The sequence below is a fragment of the Paenibacillus sp. FSL H3-0321 genome, from assembly GCF_038002865.1.
Lineage (GTDB): Bacteria > Bacillota > Bacilli > Paenibacillales > Paenibacillaceae > Paenibacillus_AQ.
Map to the genome: position 1 here is coordinate 2928554 of NZ_JBBODH010000001.1, position 21109 is coordinate 2949662.

Sequence of the window (21109 nt, forward strand, 5' to 3'; positions counted from 1 at the left end):
CGTCCCCTTTCGTGACTCCTTTCAGCATCAGCTCCGCTGAGTCCTTATAAATCACTAATTCTTCAAGAAAAACACCCCTTACGGGGTGTCTGTTGATGATCCTGCTAAAAAATGTGTTATCGCGGGAACAATGTCCGGCTACAGGTTACAAAATTGTAGCCTTATGTTGACCTAATCATAGCACACATCTTAACCCGCTGCAAAATGACTCTGCAGTACCGGCACAGTTATTATTATTCTGCAGAAATCCAAGTATTCACTTTATCCTCATTCGCTTCTACCCAGCTCTTGGCAGCATCCTCAGGCGATTTCCCGGCTTGAATCTCCACCATAACCTGGGCCATTTCCTCAGGTGTCCATGTGAATTTATCGAGGAAGTTGTACACCTCCGGCATATCTTCCTTCAATCCTTTGCGTACCATAGTGTGAATCTGCTCCGCTCCGCCATATACGTTTTTGGGATCTTCCAGATACTTCAGATCCATATTGGCGAACATCCAGTGCGGCGTCCAGCCCGTTACTACAATCGGCTCATTATTGGTGTATGCCTTCCCCAATTCTTGAACCATAGCGGCCGACGAGCTTTCCAGCAGCTTATAATCACTCAGTTTATAGTCTGTGAGCGCCTTTTCGGTGGCCATCATAATTCCTGCTCCGGGTTCAATCCCGACAACCCGGTTGTTTAGCGCTGCTGCCATTTCCGGATTGTTCAAATCCTCAATGGAGTTGATGTCCATATAAGTGGGAACAACCAGACCTGTCTTGGTTCCTTCCAGGTTGGCCCCAAGATCCTCTATATCTTTTCCATACTGCTCCAGATAGGAAGCATGGGTGCTCGGCAGCCAGGCAGCTACCATTCCATCCGCACTTCCGTCCGCAATGCCGGCCCACATCGGTCCAGCATCAACCTGAAGCATTTCCACCTTCGCATCCAGCTTGGACTCCAGAACCTCTTTGACTACATACGTGCTGGCAATTTCTGAATCCCAGGCCACATATGCCAGCTTCACGGATTTTCCTTCACTTGATGAACAGCCGGCAATTGCAAATACCAGCAACACCGTCAACAGCAAACCGAATCCTTTTTTCTTCATCTAAATAAAACACTCCCGTCATTATTGTTTAGGTTTAACCAGCTTCTGCGTCAAACGGTCAAGCAGGATCGCTATAATTACAATGGCAATCCCTGCTTCGAAGCCTGCGCCAGTCTTAGCCTGGGATACCGCCCGGTATACATAGGCCCCTACCCCTTGTGCGCCGATCATCGACGAAATGACGACCATCGACAGCGACAGCATAATCGTCTGATTAATACCGGCCATAATCGTAGGCATGGCAATCGGAAGCTGCAGCTTAAACAGCTTCTGGCTCGCCGTCGAACCGAACGCATCCGCAGCCTCTACGAGTTCCGGCGACACCTGGCGTATCCCCAGGTTCGTCAGACGGATCGTAGGTGGAATAGCAAATATAATAGAAGCAATGACTCCGGGAACTACGCCAAGCGAGAAAAAGGATACCGCCGGCAGCAGATACACAAATGCAGGCATCGTCTGCATAAAGTCCAGTATCGGAGTCACAATATTTTGAACAGTCTTACTCTGCGCGCAAAACACGCCAACCGGAACACCAATCAGCACAGCAAGCAGTGATGCAGTAAGCACAAGGGCCAGGGACTGCATAGAAGGATCCCATAGACCCAGATTGTCGATCAGCAGCAGCCCGATCACTGCGAATAAAGCCATCCGCCATTTGCCGATCCAGTAAGCCAAGGCGGCGATAATCACCGTGAGGACGATAGCCGGAAGGAAGGTTAAAGCCGCATCGATTCCGTCCACCATACCTCCAATAACCGCATGAATGAGATCAAAGAACGGCCCGAAATACGTAGTCAGCCAGTCCTCCAGCCATTCAATCCCCTTGCCTATAGGTAATTTAGGTAAATTCATGAACCGATGCCTCCTTCCGGTACCGCATTGCCTGCAAGGGCGGAAAGTACTGCCCCTTTAATCACAATGCCCTTTAGCTTATCTTCTTCATCCACTACCGCAACCGGCAGATGTGTCTCGGACATCAGCTCGAACAGGTCGTTCAGCAGTGTGTCCGGACGTACACGGGGGATTTCACGGACCATCACTTCAAGAATGCTTTTATTCTCCTTGAGTGCCTCCAGCGCGTTCTCTGCCGTAAGTACGCCTTGCAGCTTCATTTCATTGCTCGCCACATAGAGACTGGATACGCCGCTGTCCCGCATCAGCTGAAGCGCAACACGCGGACCGCGTTCCGGCCGGATCATTTCCGGCTGGCGCATCACATGCGCAGCTGTCAGGACTTTCGACAAGTCTACATCCTCCACAAACCGCTCCACATATTTGTTCGCAGGCTGAATAAGGATCTCTTCCGGAGTGCCGATCTGGACGATCACCCCATCCTTCATCAAAGCAATCCGGTCACCGATCCGCAGGGCCTCATCCAGGTCATGCGTAATGAATACGATCGTCTTCTTCACTCTTGCCTGCAGCTCCAGCAGCTCCTGCTGCATATCCTTGCGGATCAGCGGATCAAGCGCACTGAAGGCTTCATCCATCAGCAGGATATCCGGGTCATTGGCAAGACCGCGCGCAAGACCCACACGCTGCTGCATGCCTCCGCTCAATTGATCAGGGCGGTGGTTCTCCCAGCCTTTAAGGCCTACAAGCTCCAGTGCCTCCATGGCAAGCCGGGTTCTCTCTTTTTTCTCCACGCCCTGTACTTCAAGACCATATTCGGCATTAGCCAGCACCGTGCGGTGCGGAAACAAGGCAAACTTCTGGAAGACCATGCCGATATTTTTACGCCGGAACCGGCGCAGCTCTTCGGGATTCATTTTGACCACATCATTGCCTTTAAAGAAGACCTGGCCCCCTGTGGGCTCAATCAGACGGTTCAATAAACGGACTAGCGTGGATTTGCCACTGCCTGACAAACCCATGATGACAAATATTTCTCCTTCTTCGATGCTGAATTCAGCCTTGTTGACACCAACCGTCAATTTGGCTTCACGGGCAATCTTCTCTTTAGACCAACCTTGTGCTAGTAATGGAAGTGCCCGTCCCGCATCATGACCGAATACTTTGGTAAGTTCTTTTACCTCTATAATTGCCATGGTGACCTCCTTCTTCCCCTTATATTTCACGTTTGTGCTCCTCAACAAGTGTAACGGAGTTGTGAAAAGCGACGCAAAGTGCATATTCGCTAAAAAATTAGTGTACAGTTTTAACTTTACGTACTTTACGTATAGAATACTCTGTTTTACGCCATATTCCGTTCTGCATGAATTCTTTACTTATTGCAGCAGATTTGATTACAATACATTGGAGAGGTTTGCAGTTTATTAGCCTAATCCTCAGGAGGGACATCATGAACGATTTAGAAGGGCTTCCGCCCGAGCAAATAGAGAAAATCAGCAAGGTCCGCGAGCGGGTCATTGATTCCATTGGCAAAAACATGGATTTGTACGGAATCACCCTATCCATTGGGCATTTATACGGTTACATGTACTTTAATCAAGGCCCCGTAACGCTGGACGAGCTAAGCCGTACGATGGGAATGAGCAAAACATCCATGAGTACAGGAGTGCGCACCTTACTTGACCTGAAGATGATCGACAAGGTGTGGGGAAAAGGAACCCGAAAAGATCTGTTCGAGGTCGTTCCCGACTGGCATCAGAATTTCAGTGACTATTTCTCAATTAAATGGAGAAAAGCAGTCGAGGGAAATATGTCCGCACTGGCTAAATCGCTTGCTGAAATCAAACAAATAAAATCCGAGTATGCTGACAATCCGGATGTTGAGAAGCTCCTGAATACAGACGAAGCAAAAATTGAAGAAGCCATCAAGTACTACCGCTGGCTGCTGAAGCTGATTGAAGCCCTGGAAACCGGTAAGATATTCGACTTCATTCCCAAAGAAAAGTAAGCACGGAGCGTGAGCTCCCTGCTGCACCGCATAATAAATACGGCCATGGCCCCGCAAAGGGGCTATGGCCGTTTATTATTTACCATTTGCTGCGGATTTATAAATGAAAATTCAGACCGAAATCAGTTTCGGAAATAACGGCTGCGGATTGACTTGTATCAACAAGTTTAATAGACTAGGAATAACTGATTTTTGCAACGGATAAAGTGTAAAGCGATGGACCAAAACCGCAGTATATCAGTCTTTTTCCCGGAATTCATGATCAGTCGGAGGGTGGCTTTACCATGCAAATGAATATTAAAAAGATTGCCGAAATGGCAGGTGTTTCCGTCTCAACGGTTTCGAAAATCATGAATAATTACAGCGATGTTTCGGAAAAAACGAAACAGCGGGTGCTGGAGATTATCGAACAAACCGGATATTCCCCCTCGAATTCCGCGAAAACACTGGCCACCAAAAAATCGAGTCTGATCGGGGTCATTTTTGCCGGTGAATTTAATGTCGAATTTACCCATCCTTTTTTCATCGAGGTGCTGAATTCCTTCAAGAAACAGATGGGTGTGCTGGGGTACGATCTGATTTTTTTCTCCAACGAGAAATTTATCAGTAGCGGTGATTATTTCGCGCGCTGCCAGCATTTTCATGTGGACGGCTGCGTGATCATCTCCGGGCAGAAGATGGAGCCCGCAATCCGCGACCTCGATATGAGCAGCATTCCCTGCATCGGCGTAGATCTGGAGCTTAAGGGTAAAAAATCCGGGTATGTGATGTCGGACAACTATCAAATCTCCTCCAAGGTCGTGGAGCATTTCTATCTGCTGGGCTACAGGGAGCTTGGCTTTATCGGCAGTACGGCGGATTCGGATATTTCCAACCGGCGGGAAGCAGGGTATATCAAGGCAATCGAAGATTTTGGTCTGGCGATGAATCCCACGTGGTTCGTACATGGAGAGGATTTCTTTGAAGCCAGCGGTTATGCGGCCATGCAGACTCTCATCGAGAAAGGCAGCCTGCCGCAAGCGATCTTTGCCGCTTCAGATTTGCTGGCACTTGGGGCCATCCGCGCCTTGAAGGAGCACGGACTGCGCATCCCTGAGGATATCGCCATCATCGGCTGTGACGATATTGAGGCCTGCAAATACACCAGCCCTACGCTGACTACGATCCGCCAGAACAAAGAACGGCTTGGCGTACTTGCAGCTCATATGCTGTTCGATCTAATTAACAATCAATCAGAAGGCGGTTCGTTTGTCGTTGAACCGGCGCTAATCGTCCGCGAATCCTGCGGCAGCCGGTTGAATGCTAAACCTCACCAATCCTCTTTATAAGCCCCTCGTTCGAAATCGTCCTTAAACTTTTTGTCCCTCTCTGCCGCATGTTTCTGCACCGAAGGAGAATTGACAATTTTACGGACGATCCAATACAACACTATAAGAAATACGATACCAAACAAGATTTCGATCACTGGCAATAGTCGTGCCTCCTTTGTCTTATAGATTAAAAGCTTGATCAGCTTTTGCCTATAAGAATATTCATACCGGCTGATCTCTTGCACCCGGTCTACGCTTCTGACCGGCTTCGTTTCAGGACCCGGTTCACCTGCTCTGAACTCAGCATCATCAATAGCAAAAACGCCAATACGATGGCTGGAAACAGGCTGATGCTAATTCCCGAAGCGATCAGACCAAACAATGGGGGCAGCAAGGTTGTTCCTGTATAGGCGACTGCCATCTGGTACCCCATTAATTGCGCGGAGTTCTCTTTGCCGAAACGGGCCGGTGTTTCATGAAGCAGCCCGGGATATATCGGCGCAAGCCCCAGCCCGATCAGGATGAGTCCAACGAGGGTCATAACATCAGGCAGTGGAAGAAGTAACAGCAATCCTCCCAAGGCAGCTATAAGCTGACCCGCCAGAATCAGCACCCGGTTGCTGATCTTTAGGGTCACAAATCCGGTAATCAATCTGCCGATTGTGATTCCGCCATAGTACATAGAAATCCAGCCTGCGGCTAATTCGGCTGACACCTCTCTTGCCCCTACTAAATAGCTGGCCCCCCATAACCCGACCGTGGATTCGACACCGCAATAAAACAAGAATGCGAGAAGCGAGAATTTAACGCCTTTGAGACGAGTGGGATGAACCTTCACTTTGGCAGGCGGGGAACTGATGCCGGTGTGACTCCCCTCGAGCCCGTCAGACTGGGTTTCGTTCGAATTCCCAACCTCTGCAGCATGATGCAGTTTCGCTACCCGCTTCCATAACGGAAGGGTAACAAGCAAAATGATTACCAGACCGAACTGGATGATTGAAACGGCCGAATAGCCTTCTCTCCACGAATTGTGGTTCGCAATATAATAGGACATGATCATCGGCCCCGCCGTTGCACCGACACCCCAAAAACAATGCAGCCAGCTCATGTGGTGGGCTTTGTAATTATCGGCTACATAATGGTTGAGCGCAGCATCTACCGCTCCGCCTCCAAGCCCCAGGGGAATAGCCAGAACCGCCAACCAAACCAGTGAAGGCGCGAAGGAAAAGCCCAGCAGCGCACCAGCGGTCATACAGCAGCTGATCAGGGTAATCGTCCCTGTGCCCAGCTTTTTAATGATGCTGCCGCTTACCAGACTTGAAACGATGGTCCCTCCGGCAATGATCATGGAAATGAGACCCGCCGATCCAAAGGGAGCGCCGATTTCCAGATGCAGCACCGGCCAGGCGGACCCCAGCAACGAATCGGGAATGCCCAAGCTGATAAATGAAAGATAGATAATGATTAGAAACCAAGTTGCCATAGTTATGTTTCTTCCTCTCTGTGATTTCCCGGATAACAGGGCATTAATTGCCCCAAATATCAGGCTCCAGCTGTTTTAAGGTTAGCCAGCGCATGCCTGCCTCAAAGTCTTCATGAAATGAATCGAGCAGAATGATGCCCGGCATGGAAGGCATTGCATGTTGAGTTCTGTACAATTCCCAAGCGCTGCCCCAGGTTTCCTCATCCATCAGGCTCTGGTAAATAACAATTTCGTCCGGAGCAAGCACAACATTCACCGTATGAATAATCGTGCAGGCTGCCTCTATAAACATCTCAGTCTTGACCGGATTGTTCCAGTCCACCTCCACCGGAAGAAATTTAATTTCACCGGCCATGCCGTCCTTGCCCTTCACTACACTCCCGTTCAAATAAATCCCCATGCCGGGAGGATAGGACCTTGGAAAATATACACCAAGCACACATTGATTATCATCCTTCTCGGTTCGGGAACAGTACCCGCTGATCGCAGCATTCACATCGTTTTCCAACACAACCGGCAATCCAAATTGCTCCTGTATAACTTCGCTCAATCGTACGCCTTTCAGCTGGTCATGACTGCTTACTTTGATTTCCCCATTGACTGACTGGCCGGGAATACCGATCCCAATCACCTTGATGGTAGGGTGTTTCGACAAATATTGCTCAATCAATTCATAAAACCGTTCAAGATTGAACAGCGGTATGCCGTATTCTTCCCGCTCTATAATCTCATCCCCTAAATTAATTACCGTCACAACAACTACATCCGCACCCTGCTTCTCATTCATATGAATGACCAGCGCCAGGCTAAATCCGTAATTGTACCGGTAAGTAAGCGCAGGTCTGCCCCCATTGGATGGGACCGTTTCGTCTTCCGACAATTCACCGAGCTGAACCAATTCCTTGACCAGTGAATTAATAGTAACCACGCTTAGCTTGGTCAATGCGGCCAGCTGTGACTTAGATCCCGTTCCAATCTGTTTCATGGCCTGCCGCACAAGGTTGAGATTAATATCTTTGATTAAGTAACCGTTCGCCTTCTCCATAAGCATCCTCCGACATATAATAAAGTCACTTAATAAACCCCATTTAATTAGTATGCAGCGAGTAGTCTGTCCTTGTCAAGCCTATAAGGGGCAGGTGGAGATCTGAACACAAATACATCATTTAGGCCATAAAAAAACCAGCCGCTTCCGGGGAAGACGGCTGGTTCCGGTTAAAGCTGCGCCGGAAGCCCGACCTGCGGGTCCAGCGCCAGCTTTAGGAGTTGACCGGCATGGGCCAGACCCGCGCCGAATCCGTACAATAGAATCTGCTGTCCATTCAGCACTTTGCCCTCGCGGACACCCAGGTCCAGAGCGAGCGGTATGCTTGCGGCCGACGTATTGCCGAAATATTCAAGGCTGTACAGAGCCTGCTCAAGAGGATAATCCAAGCGCTCACAAATGGGCTCGATCATCCGCAGGTTGGCGCTGTGCGGAATCAGCCAGTCCACTTGCGCAAGCTCTGCCCCCGCATTTTTAAGCACCTGCTGGATGCCTTGGGGGACGGTTCTTACCGCCCAGCGGAAAACCTCCCGGCCATTTTGCACCAGCTTGCCTGAATTCATCAGTTCAATCCCGTTCACCTTATGCGACAGGCCCGTGCGGTACACATGATGTGCTCCGCCGCCGTCACTGCCCAAATGGAAGCCGAGGAAGTTGTCCTCCTGCTCACCGCTCTCCACAAGAACCGCCCCGGCCCCATCCCCAAAAAGAATACAGGTGCTGCGGTCGGTATAGTCCGTAATTTTGGACAGCGCATCTGCCCCAAGAACCAGAACCTTGCGGTGCAATCCTGATGCGACATAAGCGTGGGCCGTATGCAAGGCATAGACAAAACCTGCACAGGCGGCGCTCATATCGACAGCTCCGGCGGTAAGCGGAATCCCCAGACGGTGCTGAATTATGGATGCTACAGAAGGAAAAGAAAAGTCAGGCGTGCTGGTAGCCACAATAACCATATCCACGTCCCCGGCAGATTTGCCATAACGCTTCAGCAGATCCTGCGCGGCGGAAACACATAAATCGCTGGTATATTCATCTTCACGGCTGATTCTCCGCTCGCGGATTCCGGTTCGCTGGACAATCCACTCATCGTTCGTCTCTACCATCTGTTCCAAATCGCTATTGGTCAGCCTCCGGACTGGCACATAAGATCCAATCGCTGTAATTTTCGCACCCGTCAATGAAATCACCTCTTTAATAGTATCTGGTCTTAGTACTTGGTACTAATTATATGCGATACCTGCTAATATTGCAAAGGAAAAAGCCGTAAAGTGAATATTTCCCTGGACTCGCCGAAGATCAAAAAAAAGAACTATGGCCTAAACAGGCCACAGTTCCTAGTAAACATATTGAACAAAAGATAAACGGGTAAGCGGCAGCATAGCTTAGGTACAGAACCGTGAACATTCCGGTGTAAGTTCTTAGCATCGTGCAACTATGTGCTTGCCGGTTCTGCTTCCACCTGCTCCACCAGCTTTTCCGGCTGGGCGGTATTTCTTGAACGGCAGTTGATGATTTCAACCTCTTCACCATTCTCGATATAAAAGGCCGGGCCTTCATGATTCTCAACCGTCACCTGCTGAAACCGGACATCCCGTACATTCCCCAGAAAAAATCCGCGGTTGTTCATATCCTCAATGCCTGTCATCATGTCGGGCTGGCCGGGAACGGCATTCTTGGCCATTGAAATATCGACATTCGAAAAGGTAATCTCCGAAATATACTGCTCCGCCAGCCCATACAGGAAACCTGCAGCCGCATGGACGCCCCGTGCGGTAATACTCTCAAAATGGATTCGTCTAAACGTTGGCGTTTCCGCCGTAACGGGATACGGATTTTTGTCCCAGACATATTTCTCTTTGCCGCGGGGTCCGCAGAAATAATACAGGTTAAGTGTAAAGGGGCAAATCACATCCTCCATCACAATGTTACTGACGCGGATATCCTCAATCGTCCCTCCGCGTCCCCGTCTGGACTTCATGCGAATGCCGCGGTCGGTCTGCTTGAACACGCAGTTGCTGATCGTCACATTGCGGATATCACCGCTCATTTCACTGCCCAGCACCACCGCCCCATGGCCGTGAATCATCGTACAGTTGGTGATGGTTATATTTTCGCAGGGAATCCGCTCTTTCGTATCCTCGGTTCCCGCCTTGATTGCAATGCAGTCATCACCTACATCAATATTGCAGTTGCTGATGCGCACACCCGAGCAGGATTCCGGATTAATGCCGTCCGTATTCGGTGAATCCGCCGGGTTCAGAATCGAGATATTGTCGATCGTCACATTGCTGCAGCAGATCGGATTCACCGTCCAGCTCGGTGAGTTCAGCAGCGTTACATCCTTGATCGTAACCCGGCTGCAGTTGTTAAATCCGATCAGCGTTGGACGTGGATACTCCAGCGCCTCCGGGTGATTCCGGTGCTTGTTCCACCAGGGGGCGCCATTGCCCTCCAGAGTTCCGCTTCCGGTAATGGATACATTCACTAGATCCTCTCCGTAGATGCAGGAAGCATGCACTTGCCGTTTCACGCCTTCCCATCTGGATTCCACAGCCGGAAAGTCCCCGGGCTCGGTGCTGAATGACAGAACCGCCCCGGGGCTTAAGTGCAGCTCAATGTTGCTGCGCAGCAGCACCGCCCCTGTTCTGAATGTCCCCGCCGGGATAACTACCGTTCCGCCGCCGTCTCTGCTCGCTGCCGCAATGGCATCCGCAATAGCTCCCGTTGCCGGCACTGGACTATCCCGCAGCGCTCCGTAATCCGCAATGTTATACATGGGTCCCCCTTCCTCTCAAGCAGCGCTCAAACCGCTGCAGAGCTTTCCGCTTCATCCTCTTACCTTCTGTACAAAGCCTCCATCTCCACACAAGCCATGACGAGCGCCCCCACCCCATGCAGATCATTGCTGACCTTAGGCCGGGTGACATAATTCTCATAGTCGCCCGCCGAAGTGCCGATGCAGATATCCGGCAGGATCACGCGGCCCTGATCATCCTGCTGAAGCACCGAGATCAGGCCTTCATAGCCTTTTTGGGCTGCTGCCACCGCTGCTGCTTCTTCAGTAGCCAGACCCAACTTCACCGCTTTGGCGATGGTGTAGACGAACAGGCAGGACCCCGACGTTTCCAGCCAGTTATCCGGCTCATCGCCCTTATCCACCACCTGGTACCACAGTCCGCTGCCCTTATCCTGATAACGGATCAAGGCCTGCACGAATTCGCTTAGCGCAGCAGCCAGCTCCGCCCAGCCCGGTTCATCTGCCGGCAGCAGGTCCAGAAATTGCGACAACGCCAGACCGTACCAGCCCAGGGACCTGCTCCAGAACTCGGGAGAGCAGCCCGTTTCGGGATGGGCCCAAGGCATGCGCCGGCTCTCATCCCAGGCATGATACAAGAGGCCGGTAGCTTCATCCTTCATGTATTTGCGCATTAGCTTCTCCTGATGCAGCACGGTTTGCCGCAAGCCGGCTTCCCCGTAGGCATTGGCATATTTCAGCGAGAAGACTCCAGCCATATAGAGCCCGTCAAGCCACATTTGATAAGGATACTTATCCTTGTGCCAGTATCCGCCTTCAGCGGTTCTATTTACTGTCAGCAGCAGATTTCTCAGCTTATCGGCAGCCGTCCGGTACTTGCCCTTGCCGGTCCGTTCATGCAGCGTGAACAGCAGCAGTCCTGCCTGAACCGCATCCAGCTCATCGCGGGCAAAATAGAAATTGCCCTGATCATCCACCAGATCATCCACATATTGACCGATGTACTCCAGATAGCGGTCCTCCCGGACAGCTTCCCAGAGCAGCTCCATCCCGCACAGAAACACGCCTTGATGGTAATGCCAGCGATGTGCAGGAGGAAGCTCTCCCGCTTGATAAGTATCCATTAAAGAGTCACAGGCTTTTTTTGCCCATTCTATGGGTGTTTTCGGCAGACTGCCTATCATCTTACTACCCCTTCCAACATAAGAATACCTGTCCTTTGGCGGTTAACCCTTCATTGATCCCAGCATAGCCCCTTTGGCAAAATGCTTCTGCAAGAACGGATAAACCATCAGAATCGGCAGGGTTGCCACCACGATAACGGCCATCTTAATCGTCTGATCCGGCGGCGGAACTGCAGCATCGAGCGAAGAACTGTAATCCATCCCGCTGGCCAGCACGACAATTTGTCTCAGCAGCACCTGGATCGGCCATTTGGCGCTGTCATCCAGATACAGAATGGCACTCATATAGGTGTTCCAATACGTCACTGCATAGAACAGGGAAATTGTCGCAATCGAGGGCAATGATAACGGCAATACAATCCGGAACAGGATGCCGAAGTCGTTGCAGCCGTCAATTTTGGCGGATTCCTCAAGACCTTCCGGGATATTCTGAAAGAAGTTTTTGAGAATAATCATGTTAAACGCACTGATTGCCGAAGGCAGAATTAGAGCCGCATAGGAATCAATCAGCCCCAGCTCCTTCACCACCAGGAACGTAGGAATCATCCCGCCGTGAAACAGCATCGTGAACACAACCAGAAAGTTAATAACGTTGCGCCCGTCCAGATCTCTTCTGGAGAGGCCATAAGCCATCAAAGCTGTTATAAACATACTGAATGCTGTACCGATGAGCGTAACCCCAATCGAAACTCCCAGCGCTCTAAAAATCGTATTCGTCGAGAAAATAAACTTGTACGCCTCAAAGCTCCATACTTTTGGAATCAGCACAAATTTGTTGGCCGCGAGCTCCGCACTGGTTGTGAAGGAGCCTGCCACCACGTGGATAAATGGAAGCACCGTCACCAGTGCAATGAGGGCCAGCAGCGTAAAGTTAACAGCAGCAAAAATCCGGCCGCCGATCGTTCTGTCTTCTACCATTTGAATTCCTCCCGCATTTCTCTCAATAAACGCCTTCTTCTCCCATTTTCTTCGATAATTTGTTGACCGACATGACCATAATGAGTCCAATCACCGATTTAAAGAAGCCAATAGCCGTACTGTAACTGAATTGTCCTTGTCTCAAACCTGCGGTATACACGTACGTATCAATAATTTCCGCCACTTCCCGGTTCATGGAGTTGAGCAGCAGATAGGCGTGTTCAAATCCAAGATCCAGCACGGAACCGATTTTCAGAATCAGCAGTGTAATAATGACGCTTCGGATCGCCGGAAGGGTAATGTGCCAGACCTGTCTCAGCCGGCCGGCTCCGTCCATGCGCGCAGCTTCGTAAAGTCCGGGATCTACAGCCGCAATGGCTGCGAGATAAATGATGGTGCCCCAGCCTGCTTCTCTCCAAATGACCTGAATGATATACATTGGCCTGAACCAGTCGGGATTCAGCAGGAAATTCACCTTGGGAAGGCCGAAATAGACCAATAGCTCGTTAATAATTCCTCCGTCCATCGTGACCATAACGAAAGTAATGGAGACGACGATAACCCATGACATAAAGTGGGGCAGATAAACGAGTGTCTGGAACAATCTTTTGAAAAATGTGCCTCTCAGCTCATTCAGCATCAGGGCAAGGATAATCGGAATCGGAAAATAAAAGATGATATTCATTCCGAATAAAATCAGCGTATTCCCCAGGATATTGAGAAAATCCGGCTCCGCGAACAGCCGCTTGAAATGCTCAAGCCCTACCCAATTGCTGCCGAGGATCCCCTGATAAGGCTTGTAATCCTGAAAGGAAATGACCAACCCGTACATTGGAAAGTATTTAAAAATAACAAAAAACAGCACTCCCGGTATCAGCATGACGTAAAGCAGTTTATTTCTCCACAGCCGCTTTTTGAGTTCACTGCTGCTTTTGTATTTTTTGGGCTCCAGCTCAGGAATTGCGCTGGGCTGAGCGGTGACTTCCTGCATAATACTCTTCCTTTCTGCTTCATAAATTGATCATCTGACTGCCGGTTTCGTATGAATCAGAAGGCTGCTGAAGCTGCTTCGGCAGCCTTCTTCACTGGGCCTTAGCCTAACCGTTCACGACTGTCATCCTATTTCTTGTATGCGGCGTTGTATTCTTCGATAATGGCTGCGCCGCCCCGGCTCTTCCAGGATTCCACTTCTTTTTCGAATCCGGCCTTGTCCAGCTGTCCATAGATATAATTGTAGGTAGCATCCGTAATAATCTGTTGAAGCTCAACGCCCTTGGAGGTGTAGGTCGCCGAATCCAGGGCAGCCGTAGGGTCAGCCACTCCGAATTTGACGTTCTCCAGCGCCAGTTCATCAGCATGAATCCGGCCTGGCAGCACGTTCAAAGGCTGGTACATCCCGTTGGTTTCGTATTCACCGATAACGCTGTCCTTATAGCCTTTAACCTCGCGTTCAATCAGCTCTTTATCATCCGCCGGTTTCGCTTTGCCGTCTTCAACGGTGTAGTGAGTGCCTTCAATCCCCCAGTACATCAGGTTGGCAACCTCAGGAGTCATCATCTTGTCAAAGAACGCCAGAATCTTCTTCAGCTCGGCTTCATCCTTGACTGCGCCTTTCGGGAAGAGGACCACGTTGTTATAGCCCGGAATCATCCATTGGGTAATCTTTCCATCCGGTCCGGCGACCATACTGTGCGCATCCAAAACGGCATCCGGGACATTCTTGATCAGATCCTTATTGAGGTTATCAATATCAGGCATGGATCCGCCGATATACAGGCCCGCTTTACCGCTGGTGAACATATTTACAGCATCTGTTTTACTGGTAGCCGCGAAATCCTGGTTCATGTACTCGGAATCACGAAGCTTTTTGAAGTAGTCCATCGCATCGATATATTGCGGGAACATAAATTCCGGTGCAAGCTGGCCATCCTTCTCGCCCCAGTTGTTCGGGGTTCCGAACCAGGAGGAGACGGTTTTGAAAGCTCCGTATACCAGCTCATTCCGGTCCACAATCCCTGTGGTGTCTTTTTTACCGTTGCCATCCGGATCCTGTTCCGTAAAAGCCTTCGCCATAGCGAACAGCTCATCCAGATTCGCAGGTGCCTTCAGCCCCAATTTATCTGCCCAGTCCTTGCGGTAAATGATCCCTTGACGCGCCAGCGGCCGTCCGATATACACGGTGTACAGCTTGCCGTCCACTTTGGTGTTATTGAGGATTTCCGGCTTCAGCTTGTTCAGGTTCGGGAATTCCGTCAGATAAGGGCCGATCTCCCAGAACTGTCCATCCTTGATCGCTTCCTTCATCTGCAGGAAGGTCGTCTGATTCTTCAAATAGGTCACCTGCGGCAATGAACCTGTGGCAAACGATGAATTCAGCTTCTCTTCATAGGTATCCGCCGGGAAAAATTGATAGGTCAGCTTCGTATTGGTCAATTTCTCCACCTCCGCTTTGATTGTGTCCGGTGGAGTCTCTGTCGTGTTCAGTGGAAGCATAATCTTAATTTCTGTCGGTTTCTCCGGCTCTGGTGCCGGTTCTGTTGTCGCGGTGTTGGTCCCCCCGCTTGTACCGGGATCTTTTGTCGCCGCTGCTTCCTTATTGTTGTTGTTGTTGCCTGAACACGCTGTCAACATGCTGAACGTTAACAGTGCACTCAGGAGCAGGGTGAAGGATTTTTTCTTCATACCATTTTGACCTCCGTTTGACTTGTATTGGTTACAAGCAACACACTACAGCCTCGGCCAGGTTTCGAATACAATCATTTACTCATAATGGGGCGTTTGGGGGTCGGGTGTGAGCAAATGATTATTGGGTTATAAATGGAAAGGAAAACATTGGTTTGGGGGAGTGGGATTAATCGGGATGGGAATTTGGGAGCGGTGGGGTAACTGCGGGGAATGTTTGGACTTCCGGTCGCTGTTATGTTTGGATTTCCTGATTTGAACCGCTCGCCGCGGTAGAAATCCAAACATAAAGGCGAACGCTGCCGCTCCGTAAGGATCAAACTTCCCCTTCGTTACGTTCACCTCTCCAAGGGTTTCCCCTTCCATTTATATGGAAAGGGGGCAGAGTGAAAACCACCGCTGGTTTCTGCGGTGGGGAGAAGTTAGTTGCGACGGATGGAACTTAGGATGTGTAGCAGTTGTTAGTGGTAATAGGTTAGGCAGATTGGAACATAGGGAGTACAAGGAACAGTTAGTTGAACCGTCATGGCGCAGGCGGGGAGATTATTGGGAACATGTACAGTTACTAATGAGAGAAATCTGCAGTCTGGCTGGGTCAATCCATGAGACTGATTACAATTCCCCCCGCCCCTCTATCCTACTTGCCCGCCTCTGCCCGGGCCTCTGCCGCGGTGTATTCCTGGATGATCAGGTTGCCGCCGCTTGTTCTCCATTTTTCCACCTGCTCGTTGAATTCCTCAACAGTGATATTGCCGATGATGTAGTTGTAGGTCGCATCTACGATAATCGTCGACAGCTCCACATTTTTCTCATCATAGGTTGGAGAGCTTAAGCGCAGGGTCGGGTCATCCACGAGAAACTGTTCGTTATCCTTGCTGAGCTGGTCGGCCAGGGCGGTCAGCTGCTCTTTTTTCTCCACTTCCATAATGTTCTTGTTGCCGAAGTCGGCGATCATCAGGGAGTAGAGCGGATTCACTTCATTTACACGCAGCTGCGAGGTCTCCTCCGGAAGAATTACCTTCCCGCCTTCCAGCTTATAATGCCTGCCCTCGAACCCGTATTTCATCAGATTGGCGACATCCCTGTCCATCGTCCGGTCAAAAAAACCAAGCACCTGCTTCAGCTCCTGCTCCGTGGCAATGGCTTTTTTGGAAAACAGGTAAAGGCCGTTGTAGTTAGGAATGGACCATACTTTATATCCGTTTGGCCCCTTAATCCGGTTAATCAGTGTAAATTCAGCAGCCGGATTGATCGCCTGAGCCTCACTGGAGAGCCGCTGCACATCCGTCATGCTGCCAATAAAAACACCGGCCGTTCCCCGGATAAACTTATCCCGCTGGACCTCCTTGCTGGTTAAGGCGAAATCCTGATTTATCATTTTCTCATTATATAATTTCCGCATGAAATTCATGGTGTTCATATATTCAGGAGTCACGAACTCAGGGATAAACTGATGATTTTTCAGCTTCCAGTTATTCGGAGTACCGAAATAGGAGCTGAGTGTCTTAAACACGCCGTACACGAGATCGTTGCGGTCGACCAGGCCAATGGTGTCCTGTTTGCCGTTTCCGTCCGGATCATTATAAGTAAACTGCTTCATGACCTCATACAGTTCATCCAGTGTTTGCGGCTTGCTTAACTGAAGATGGTCCAGCCAGTCTTGGCGGATGATGATTCCTTGCCTGGAGGAAGGGCGCTCGGTATACAATCCATAGATTTTGCCGTCTACAGCAGCCTGGTTAAGAATCGCAGGGTCCAGCTGTTTCAAATTCGGGAACTCCTGCAGATAAGGCCCGATCTCCCAAAAGGCTTCTGAGCGGATCGCACTTTTCAGCAGATTATAATCCGTGAACTTCACAAAGGTGACTTTGCCCAGCGAATTGGTCGTCAATGCTGTATTCATTTTATCTGTGTAGACACCTTCAGGAACCCAGGTAATGTCGAGCTTAGCCCCTGTCAGCTTCTCAAGTTCCGCCATAATATCCTTGGAGGGCTGCTGAGGGAAATGCAGAGGTGCCAGGATGGAAATGAACGGCGCGGTCTCTCCGGGACCGGTCCGGGGTGACTCGTTGTCACTGCAAGCGCTTAACAAAATGAACGAGAGCAGCAACACCCAACAGCAATATCGGCGCACTGTTCTCCCTGCAAAAACTCTGGACATCCCTGTATCCTCCTAAAAGTTTGGTTAGTATATACCTAGCATAATTACGCTCATTTCTGAAATATAACTGCTAATTATTGAATAATCTTCTATCCAAAGTAATAATTAGAGATAATGATTATTGCGGCACCAGATGATTATTGTTATTATCCAAGCTGATGAATACACTTAAATGAGGCGGTTGCTACTACCCAAGTAAAGGTGCTGAAATCCAGTGAAACACTTAAGCTTCCTGAGTAAATTAACTTTATTCGCCTTTGTCATCAGTACGCTGCCTGTGGTGTTCATTGGCTCTTTCTCCTATCTCACATCCTCCAGCGAAATTCAAAAAAATGTTAACAAAAGCAAAATGGAACTTATTTTACAAATTAACTCAAATGTAGAGCATAAGCTGACTACTGTCAACCAAACCTTAAACCAGGTTGTGAATTCTTCGGTATTAAAAAAAGCACTAAATAACCCGTTAAATGTAACCGATTTCATTTTATATAATGACTTAAGAAACGAAATCCGCAATATGCAATCCTTTGATACAAAGCTCGAAGATGTGATCCTGTTAAATCAACGGCAAAATTGGATGATCAAAAACTCCGGCCTCTACCGCCTGAACGAATACAAGAACTATGAGCAGCTCTCCAATCTGATGAATGTGCCCGACAACACCTCCTGGGTGCTGAACCCTTCCTCGCTGTTCTACAGTGAGGAGAGCATCAATGTGACGGGCTGCGACTACAGCATCAGTCTGATTAAAAAGCTGCCGACCAACAAACTGCAAAAATACGGACTTGCCCTGGCGAATATTCCGGCCTGCAGCCTGCAGGACTTCATCAACTCGGAAGTAGATCCTCTGGACAGCATTATTGTGCTAAATGAGTCCGGCACCATACTGCTTCACCCGGACCGTTCGATGATCGGAGAGCCTGCGCAAAAGGGCGGTTTTGCTGATCTTTCACTCGTCTCCGATCTTAATAAACCTTCGGGACAATTCAAAACCGTCATGGACAAAAAGGACTATTCCGTCACTTACCTGCGTTCCCAATTGAACGGCTGGATCTATCTCTCGGTCACCTCCATTGAGAGTTTGACGAAGGAATCTAACAAAATCGGAACCTATACCCTGTACGTATGTGCCGTGATGCTGCTGTTGTCCATCCTGTTCGCATGGCTCGGCTCCCGCCGCATGTACAGCCCGATCGAAAGACTGCTCAACCAGATGGGGCTGCGCAGACCCGGAATCAAATCCAGGCATACGGATGAGTTTCAGTTTATCGGCGAACAGGTGCATCATTTATTTCAGTCCAAATCACAGCTGGAGAAGGAGGTCAGCCAGCATATCCGGCAGGTCCGCACCTTTTTCCTGACCAAGGCCTTTCAGGGCAATGTCAAAAAACGCGAGCTGTTCGAAGAGCTGGAGCAATATGGCTATCACACCCAGATGGAAGAATGGAAGACGATGGCTGTAATCACGTTGAGCATCGACTTCTCTGAGGATACCAGCTATGAGAAAAAGGATCTCCATCTGCTGTTGTTTGCCGCGCATAATATGATCGAGGAACTGGTTCCCCCGGACAGCAGGCTTGCGCCTGTCATTATGGACCATGCCGTGGTGACCTTGATTGGCAGCATGGAAGGCAATGCCGAAGCTTTTCACCGGTCGCTCTATTCACTGACAGAGAATCTGCAGCAGGAGATCAATAACTACCTGAAGCTGCAGGTCAGTATTGGCCTGAGTCTGCCCTTCCATTCCTTTGATAAAATATCCATCGCCTACAGAGAAGGCCTGGAAGCTCTGAAATACCGGATTACGCTCGGCAAAGGCATCATCATCCAATACGAGAACATCAACTCCGGCAAACATTATCTGAACCTAAACTATCCTTCGCATACCGAAAATGACCTGATGGACGCCATCAAGCTGGCCGATACTGAAAAAGCGAAGGAGCTGCTGCATAAGCTGTTCAAATGTATTTTTGCGCTGGGACTGTCCCCGCAGGAGTACCAGATTCCGCTGACCCGTCTGCTCAATAATATCCTCATTATGATGCAGGAATCGGGAATTAGCCTGAACCAGATTTATCATGTGAACGGCTCCTTATTCGAAGAACTGACCGACCTCCACATTGTAGCCGAAATCGAGGACTGGTTCTGGAGTATGGTTATTCTGCCGATGATCCGGATTTTTCACAGCCGGCAAAATGCCCAATATCACAACATTTCAGAGAAAATCATTGATATTGTCCAGCATGATTATGACAAGGATCTTACGCTGGAGGAGTGCGCTTCACGCCTTCATTACAACGCCAACTATCTCAGCAGCGTTTTCCGTAAGGAGACCCAATATTATTTCAGTGAGTACCTGGCGATGTACCGGTTCAAAATGGCCAAAAAATGGCTGGAAGAAACCGACATGCCGATCAAGGACATTGCCGCAAGGCTCAGATACAACAATTCGCAGAATTTCATCCGCTCCTTCCGGAAGCAGGAAGGGATGACCCCCGGGCAGTACCGTGACAACGCTAGTTCCAGGGCCCAAGGCGGGACCGGATAAGCATCGGGGAATCCTCTGCCGGATATGAATCCTAAACAGCCAGATTTAGACAAGTGGAAACGGCTTTGCCGTCCTTTTTAAGGACGGTACCGTTTCAGCGAGAAATAGAAGGATAAGTTATCGTTTGAAACATATACATTCTTATATTTTGACAAAAGCCGTCAACACCCCAAGCAGTATACGCTGAGGCTGACGGCTCTTTTGGATGATAATAGCAAAAGGTTGTTGATCCTATCGGGGTTACTTTCAGGCACTCTTGGGCTTGCGCGCTTTTCTTGCTCTTATGAACCAAATGATGGCAACTGCCAGGATTAGCACTACGCCGCCACCGGCAATGACGATATTCCTGACGTTTGGCACGTAAACGACCATCTCGAGCGGCTGCGAATCGGCCATTGTAATATGCCAAGTCAACGTATTTCCGTCCTGTTCGGCGGCATTGTTGGCCCCATACAAATCATAAGGAAGCGTTAATTTAAAATCGACCGCAAGGTTCTGCAGCAGCATGCGGACCAGAGATTTCGGCACGCTCAAACTTCCGATCCCGTCAATGATTTCATCCGAATAGGCATTCAGCTTCGGCTGGGCTACCACATCGTATTTGGTGTACAGCCAATTATTAACCTGTTCAACCTGCGCGTCCACAATGTCCAGCTTGCCAGCGTTTGCCTGCAGGTCTTGCAGCGAAGCATAGGCTTTGAGGAATTGATATTCTGTAGATTTACCGTTCTGGCTTTTCTTCAATTCAATTCCGGCAGCCTCCAGCCTGGTGGTCAGCACATCCTCCAGCTTCCCGCCAACCATCGCCTCCGCACGGGAATCCAATAAAATGCTGAACGCAAGCTCCAGACTCCCATCCTTCTTCACCGTCATATGCGCCGTACCGCTGGCACAGCCGGTAAGCAGAACAAGCATCGAAATCATCAGAACCACAAAGTAACGTCTGCGCCGCCCTAACGAGGGCAGCATCGATTGCTGCTGTTGTCTTAAGTTCAATGCCGCGCCTCCATTCTTCTTTTTCGTCTTTTTATGATGCTGTATATGCGATATGCGTTCATTCTAATCA

17 protein-coding genes are annotated in these 21109 nt (G+C 49.6%); 3 read left to right on the forward strand and 14 right to left on the reverse strand.

The features are described from left to right. Window positions 1-233: 233 nt before the first annotated feature. The 3 genes from MHI45_RS12865 to MHI45_RS12875 are packed head-to-tail and all read right to left on the reverse strand — an operon-like array spanning window position 234 to window position 3142. Entirely contained in the window at window positions 234-1094 is an 861-nt protein-coding gene (locus MHI45_RS12865; RefSeq protein WP_076114224.1) for a glycine betaine ABC transporter substrate-binding protein, read from the reverse strand. Between the two features lie 21 nt (window positions 1095-1115). After that, window positions 1116-1946, reverse strand: a complete 831-nt coding sequence (locus tag MHI45_RS12870) for an ABC transporter permease (RefSeq protein WP_076114225.1) — start codon at window positions 1944-1946, stop codon at window positions 1116-1118. Further along, a complete protein-coding gene (locus tag MHI45_RS12875; protein ID WP_076114226.1) occupies window positions 1943-3142 on the reverse strand; it encodes a quaternary amine ABC transporter ATP-binding protein in 1200 nt (399 codons plus the stop codon). The genes MHI45_RS12870 and MHI45_RS12875 overlap by 4 nt, the downstream gene beginning before the upstream one ends. 254 nt (window positions 3143-3396) lie before the next feature. On the opposite strand from MHI45_RS12875, the gene MHI45_RS12880 reads away from it, so the two are divergent. Both MHI45_RS12880 and MHI45_RS12885 read left to right on the forward strand, forming a co-directional pair. Beyond that, window positions 3397-3954, forward strand: a complete 558-nt coding sequence (locus MHI45_RS12880) for a GbsR/MarR family transcriptional regulator (RefSeq protein ID WP_076114227.1) — start codon at window positions 3397-3399, stop codon at window positions 3952-3954. A 290-nt stretch (window positions 3955-4244) separates the two neighbouring features. Then, complete coding sequence (locus tag MHI45_RS12885) at window positions 4245-5282, forward strand: LacI family DNA-binding transcriptional regulator (RefSeq protein WP_076114234.1); 1038 nt, start codon at window positions 4245-4247, stop codon at window positions 5280-5282. Here the strand turns inward: MHI45_RS12885 and MHI45_RS12890 are convergent. The 10 genes from MHI45_RS12890 to MHI45_RS12935 all read right to left on the reverse strand — a co-directional run bounded on the left by MHI45_RS12890 (window position 5264) and on the right by MHI45_RS12935 (window position 17495). Next, the gene (locus tag MHI45_RS12890; protein ID WP_179091879.1) at window positions 5264-5425 is read right to left on the reverse strand and encodes a hypothetical protein; all 162 of its coding nucleotides are present in this window, start codon (window positions 5423-5425) and stop codon (window positions 5264-5266) included. The two genes, MHI45_RS12885 and MHI45_RS12890, sit on opposite strands and share 19 nt — an antisense overlap. 89 nt (window positions 5426-5514) lie before the next feature. After that, window positions 5515-6747, reverse strand: coding sequence for an MFS transporter (locus MHI45_RS12895; protein ID WP_076114228.1), 1233 nt, complete (start codon window positions 6745-6747; stop codon window positions 5515-5517). 43 nt (window positions 6748-6790) lie between these two features. Continuing rightward, complete coding sequence (locus MHI45_RS12900) at window positions 6791-7792, reverse strand: ROK family protein (RefSeq protein ID WP_076114229.1); 1002 nt, start codon at window positions 7790-7792, stop codon at window positions 6791-6793. Between the two features lie 170 nt (window positions 7793-7962). Next, window positions 7963-8973, reverse strand: a complete 1011-nt coding sequence (locus MHI45_RS12905; protein WP_083675939.1) for a ketoacyl-ACP synthase III — start codon at window positions 8971-8973, stop codon at window positions 7963-7965. A 254-nt stretch (window positions 8974-9227) separates the two neighbouring features. After that, entirely contained in the window at window positions 9228-10571 is a 1344-nt protein-coding gene (locus MHI45_RS12910; protein WP_076114230.1) for a glycoside hydrolase family 28 protein, read from the reverse strand. Window positions 10572-10630: 59 nt separating this feature from the next. Beyond that, window positions 10631-11734, reverse strand: coding sequence for a glycoside hydrolase family 88/105 protein (locus MHI45_RS12915; protein WP_076114231.1), 1104 nt, complete (start codon window positions 11732-11734; stop codon window positions 10631-10633). Between the two features lie 42 nt (window positions 11735-11776). Further along, on the reverse strand, window positions 11777-12652 hold the full coding sequence (locus MHI45_RS12920; RefSeq protein WP_076114232.1) for a carbohydrate ABC transporter permease: 876 nt from the start codon (window positions 12650-12652) through the stop codon (window positions 11777-11779). A gap of 22 nt (window positions 12653-12674) precedes the next feature. Continuing rightward, the gene (locus MHI45_RS12925) at window positions 12675-13643 is read right to left on the reverse strand and encodes an ABC transporter permease (RefSeq protein WP_038596257.1); all 969 of its coding nucleotides are present in this window, start codon (window positions 13641-13643) and stop codon (window positions 12675-12677) included. A 128-nt stretch (window positions 13644-13771) separates the two neighbouring features. Beyond that, window positions 13772-15334: an extracellular solute-binding protein gene (locus MHI45_RS12930; protein WP_076114233.1), complete on the reverse strand. Its 1563-nt coding sequence runs from the start codon at window positions 15332-15334 to the stop codon at window positions 13772-13774. A gap of 637 nt (window positions 15335-15971) precedes the next feature. Next, complete coding sequence (locus MHI45_RS12935) at window positions 15972-17495, reverse strand: extracellular solute-binding protein (protein WP_341119097.1); 1524 nt, start codon at window positions 17493-17495, stop codon at window positions 15972-15974. A gap of 214 nt (window positions 17496-17709) precedes the next feature. Between MHI45_RS12935 and MHI45_RS12940 the strand changes: the two genes are divergently transcribed. After that, window positions 17710-20043 carry a helix-turn-helix domain-containing protein gene (locus MHI45_RS12940; RefSeq protein ID WP_038596261.1) on the forward strand — a complete coding sequence of 778 codons (2334 nt, stop codon included), beginning with the start codon at window positions 17710-17712 and terminating at the stop codon, window positions 20041-20043. Between the two features lie 246 nt (window positions 20044-20289). Here MHI45_RS12940 and MHI45_RS12945 read toward each other — a convergent pair whose 3' ends face one another. Beyond that, window positions 20290-21039, reverse strand: a complete 750-nt coding sequence (locus tag MHI45_RS12945; RefSeq protein ID WP_341119098.1) for a hypothetical protein — start codon at window positions 21037-21039, stop codon at window positions 20290-20292. Between the last annotated feature and the right edge of the window lie 70 nt (window positions 21040-21109).

What these genes read in the sequence shown, in the direction of transcription:
- MHI45_RS12865 (WP_076114224.1), bottom strand. Translation starts at nt 1,094, where the DNA reads ATGAAGAAAAAAGGATTCGGTTTGCTGTTGACGGTGTTGCTGGTATTT.
- MHI45_RS12870 (WP_076114225.1), bottom strand. Translation starts at nt 1,946, where the DNA reads ATGAATTTACCTAAATTACCTATAGGCAAGGGGATTGAATGGCTGGAG.
- MHI45_RS12875 (WP_076114226.1), bottom strand. Translation starts at nt 3,142, where the DNA reads ATGGCAATTATAGAGGTAAAAGAACTTACCAAAGTATTCGGTCATGAT.
- MHI45_RS12880 (WP_076114227.1), top strand. Translation starts at nt 3,397, where the DNA reads ATGAACGATTTAGAAGGGCTTCCGCCCGAGCAAATAGAGAAAATCAGC.
- MHI45_RS12885 (WP_076114234.1), top strand. Translation starts at nt 4,245, where the DNA reads ATGAATATTAAAAAGATTGCCGAAATGGCAGGTGTTTCCGTCTCAACG.
- MHI45_RS12895 (WP_076114228.1), bottom strand. Translation starts at nt 6,747, where the DNA reads ATGGCAACTTGGTTTCTAATCATTATCTATCTTTCATTTATCAGCTTG.
- MHI45_RS12900 (WP_076114229.1), bottom strand. Translation starts at nt 7,792, where the DNA reads ATGGAGAAGGCGAACGGTTACTTAATCAAAGATATTAATCTCAACCTT.
- MHI45_RS12910 (WP_076114230.1), bottom strand. Translation starts at nt 10,571, where the DNA reads ATGTATAACATTGCGGATTACGGAGCGCTGCGGGATAGTCCAGTGCCG.
- MHI45_RS12915 (WP_076114231.1), bottom strand. Translation starts at nt 11,734, where the DNA reads ATGATAGGCAGTCTGCCGAAAACACCCATAGAATGGGCAAAAAAAGCC.
- MHI45_RS12920 (WP_076114232.1), bottom strand. Translation starts at nt 12,652, where the DNA reads ATGGTAGAAGACAGAACGATCGGCGGCCGGATTTTTGCTGCTGTTAAC.
- MHI45_RS12925 (WP_038596257.1), bottom strand. Translation starts at nt 13,643, where the DNA reads ATGCAGGAAGTCACCGCTCAGCCCAGCGCAATTCCTGAGCTGGAGCCC.
- MHI45_RS12930 (WP_076114233.1), bottom strand. Translation starts at nt 15,334, where the DNA reads ATGAAGAAAAAATCCTTCACCCTGCTCCTGAGTGCACTGTTAACGTTC.
- MHI45_RS12935 (WP_341119097.1), bottom strand. Translation starts at nt 17,495, where the DNA reads ATGTCCAGAGTTTTTGCAGGGAGAACAGTGCGCCGATATTGCTGTTGG.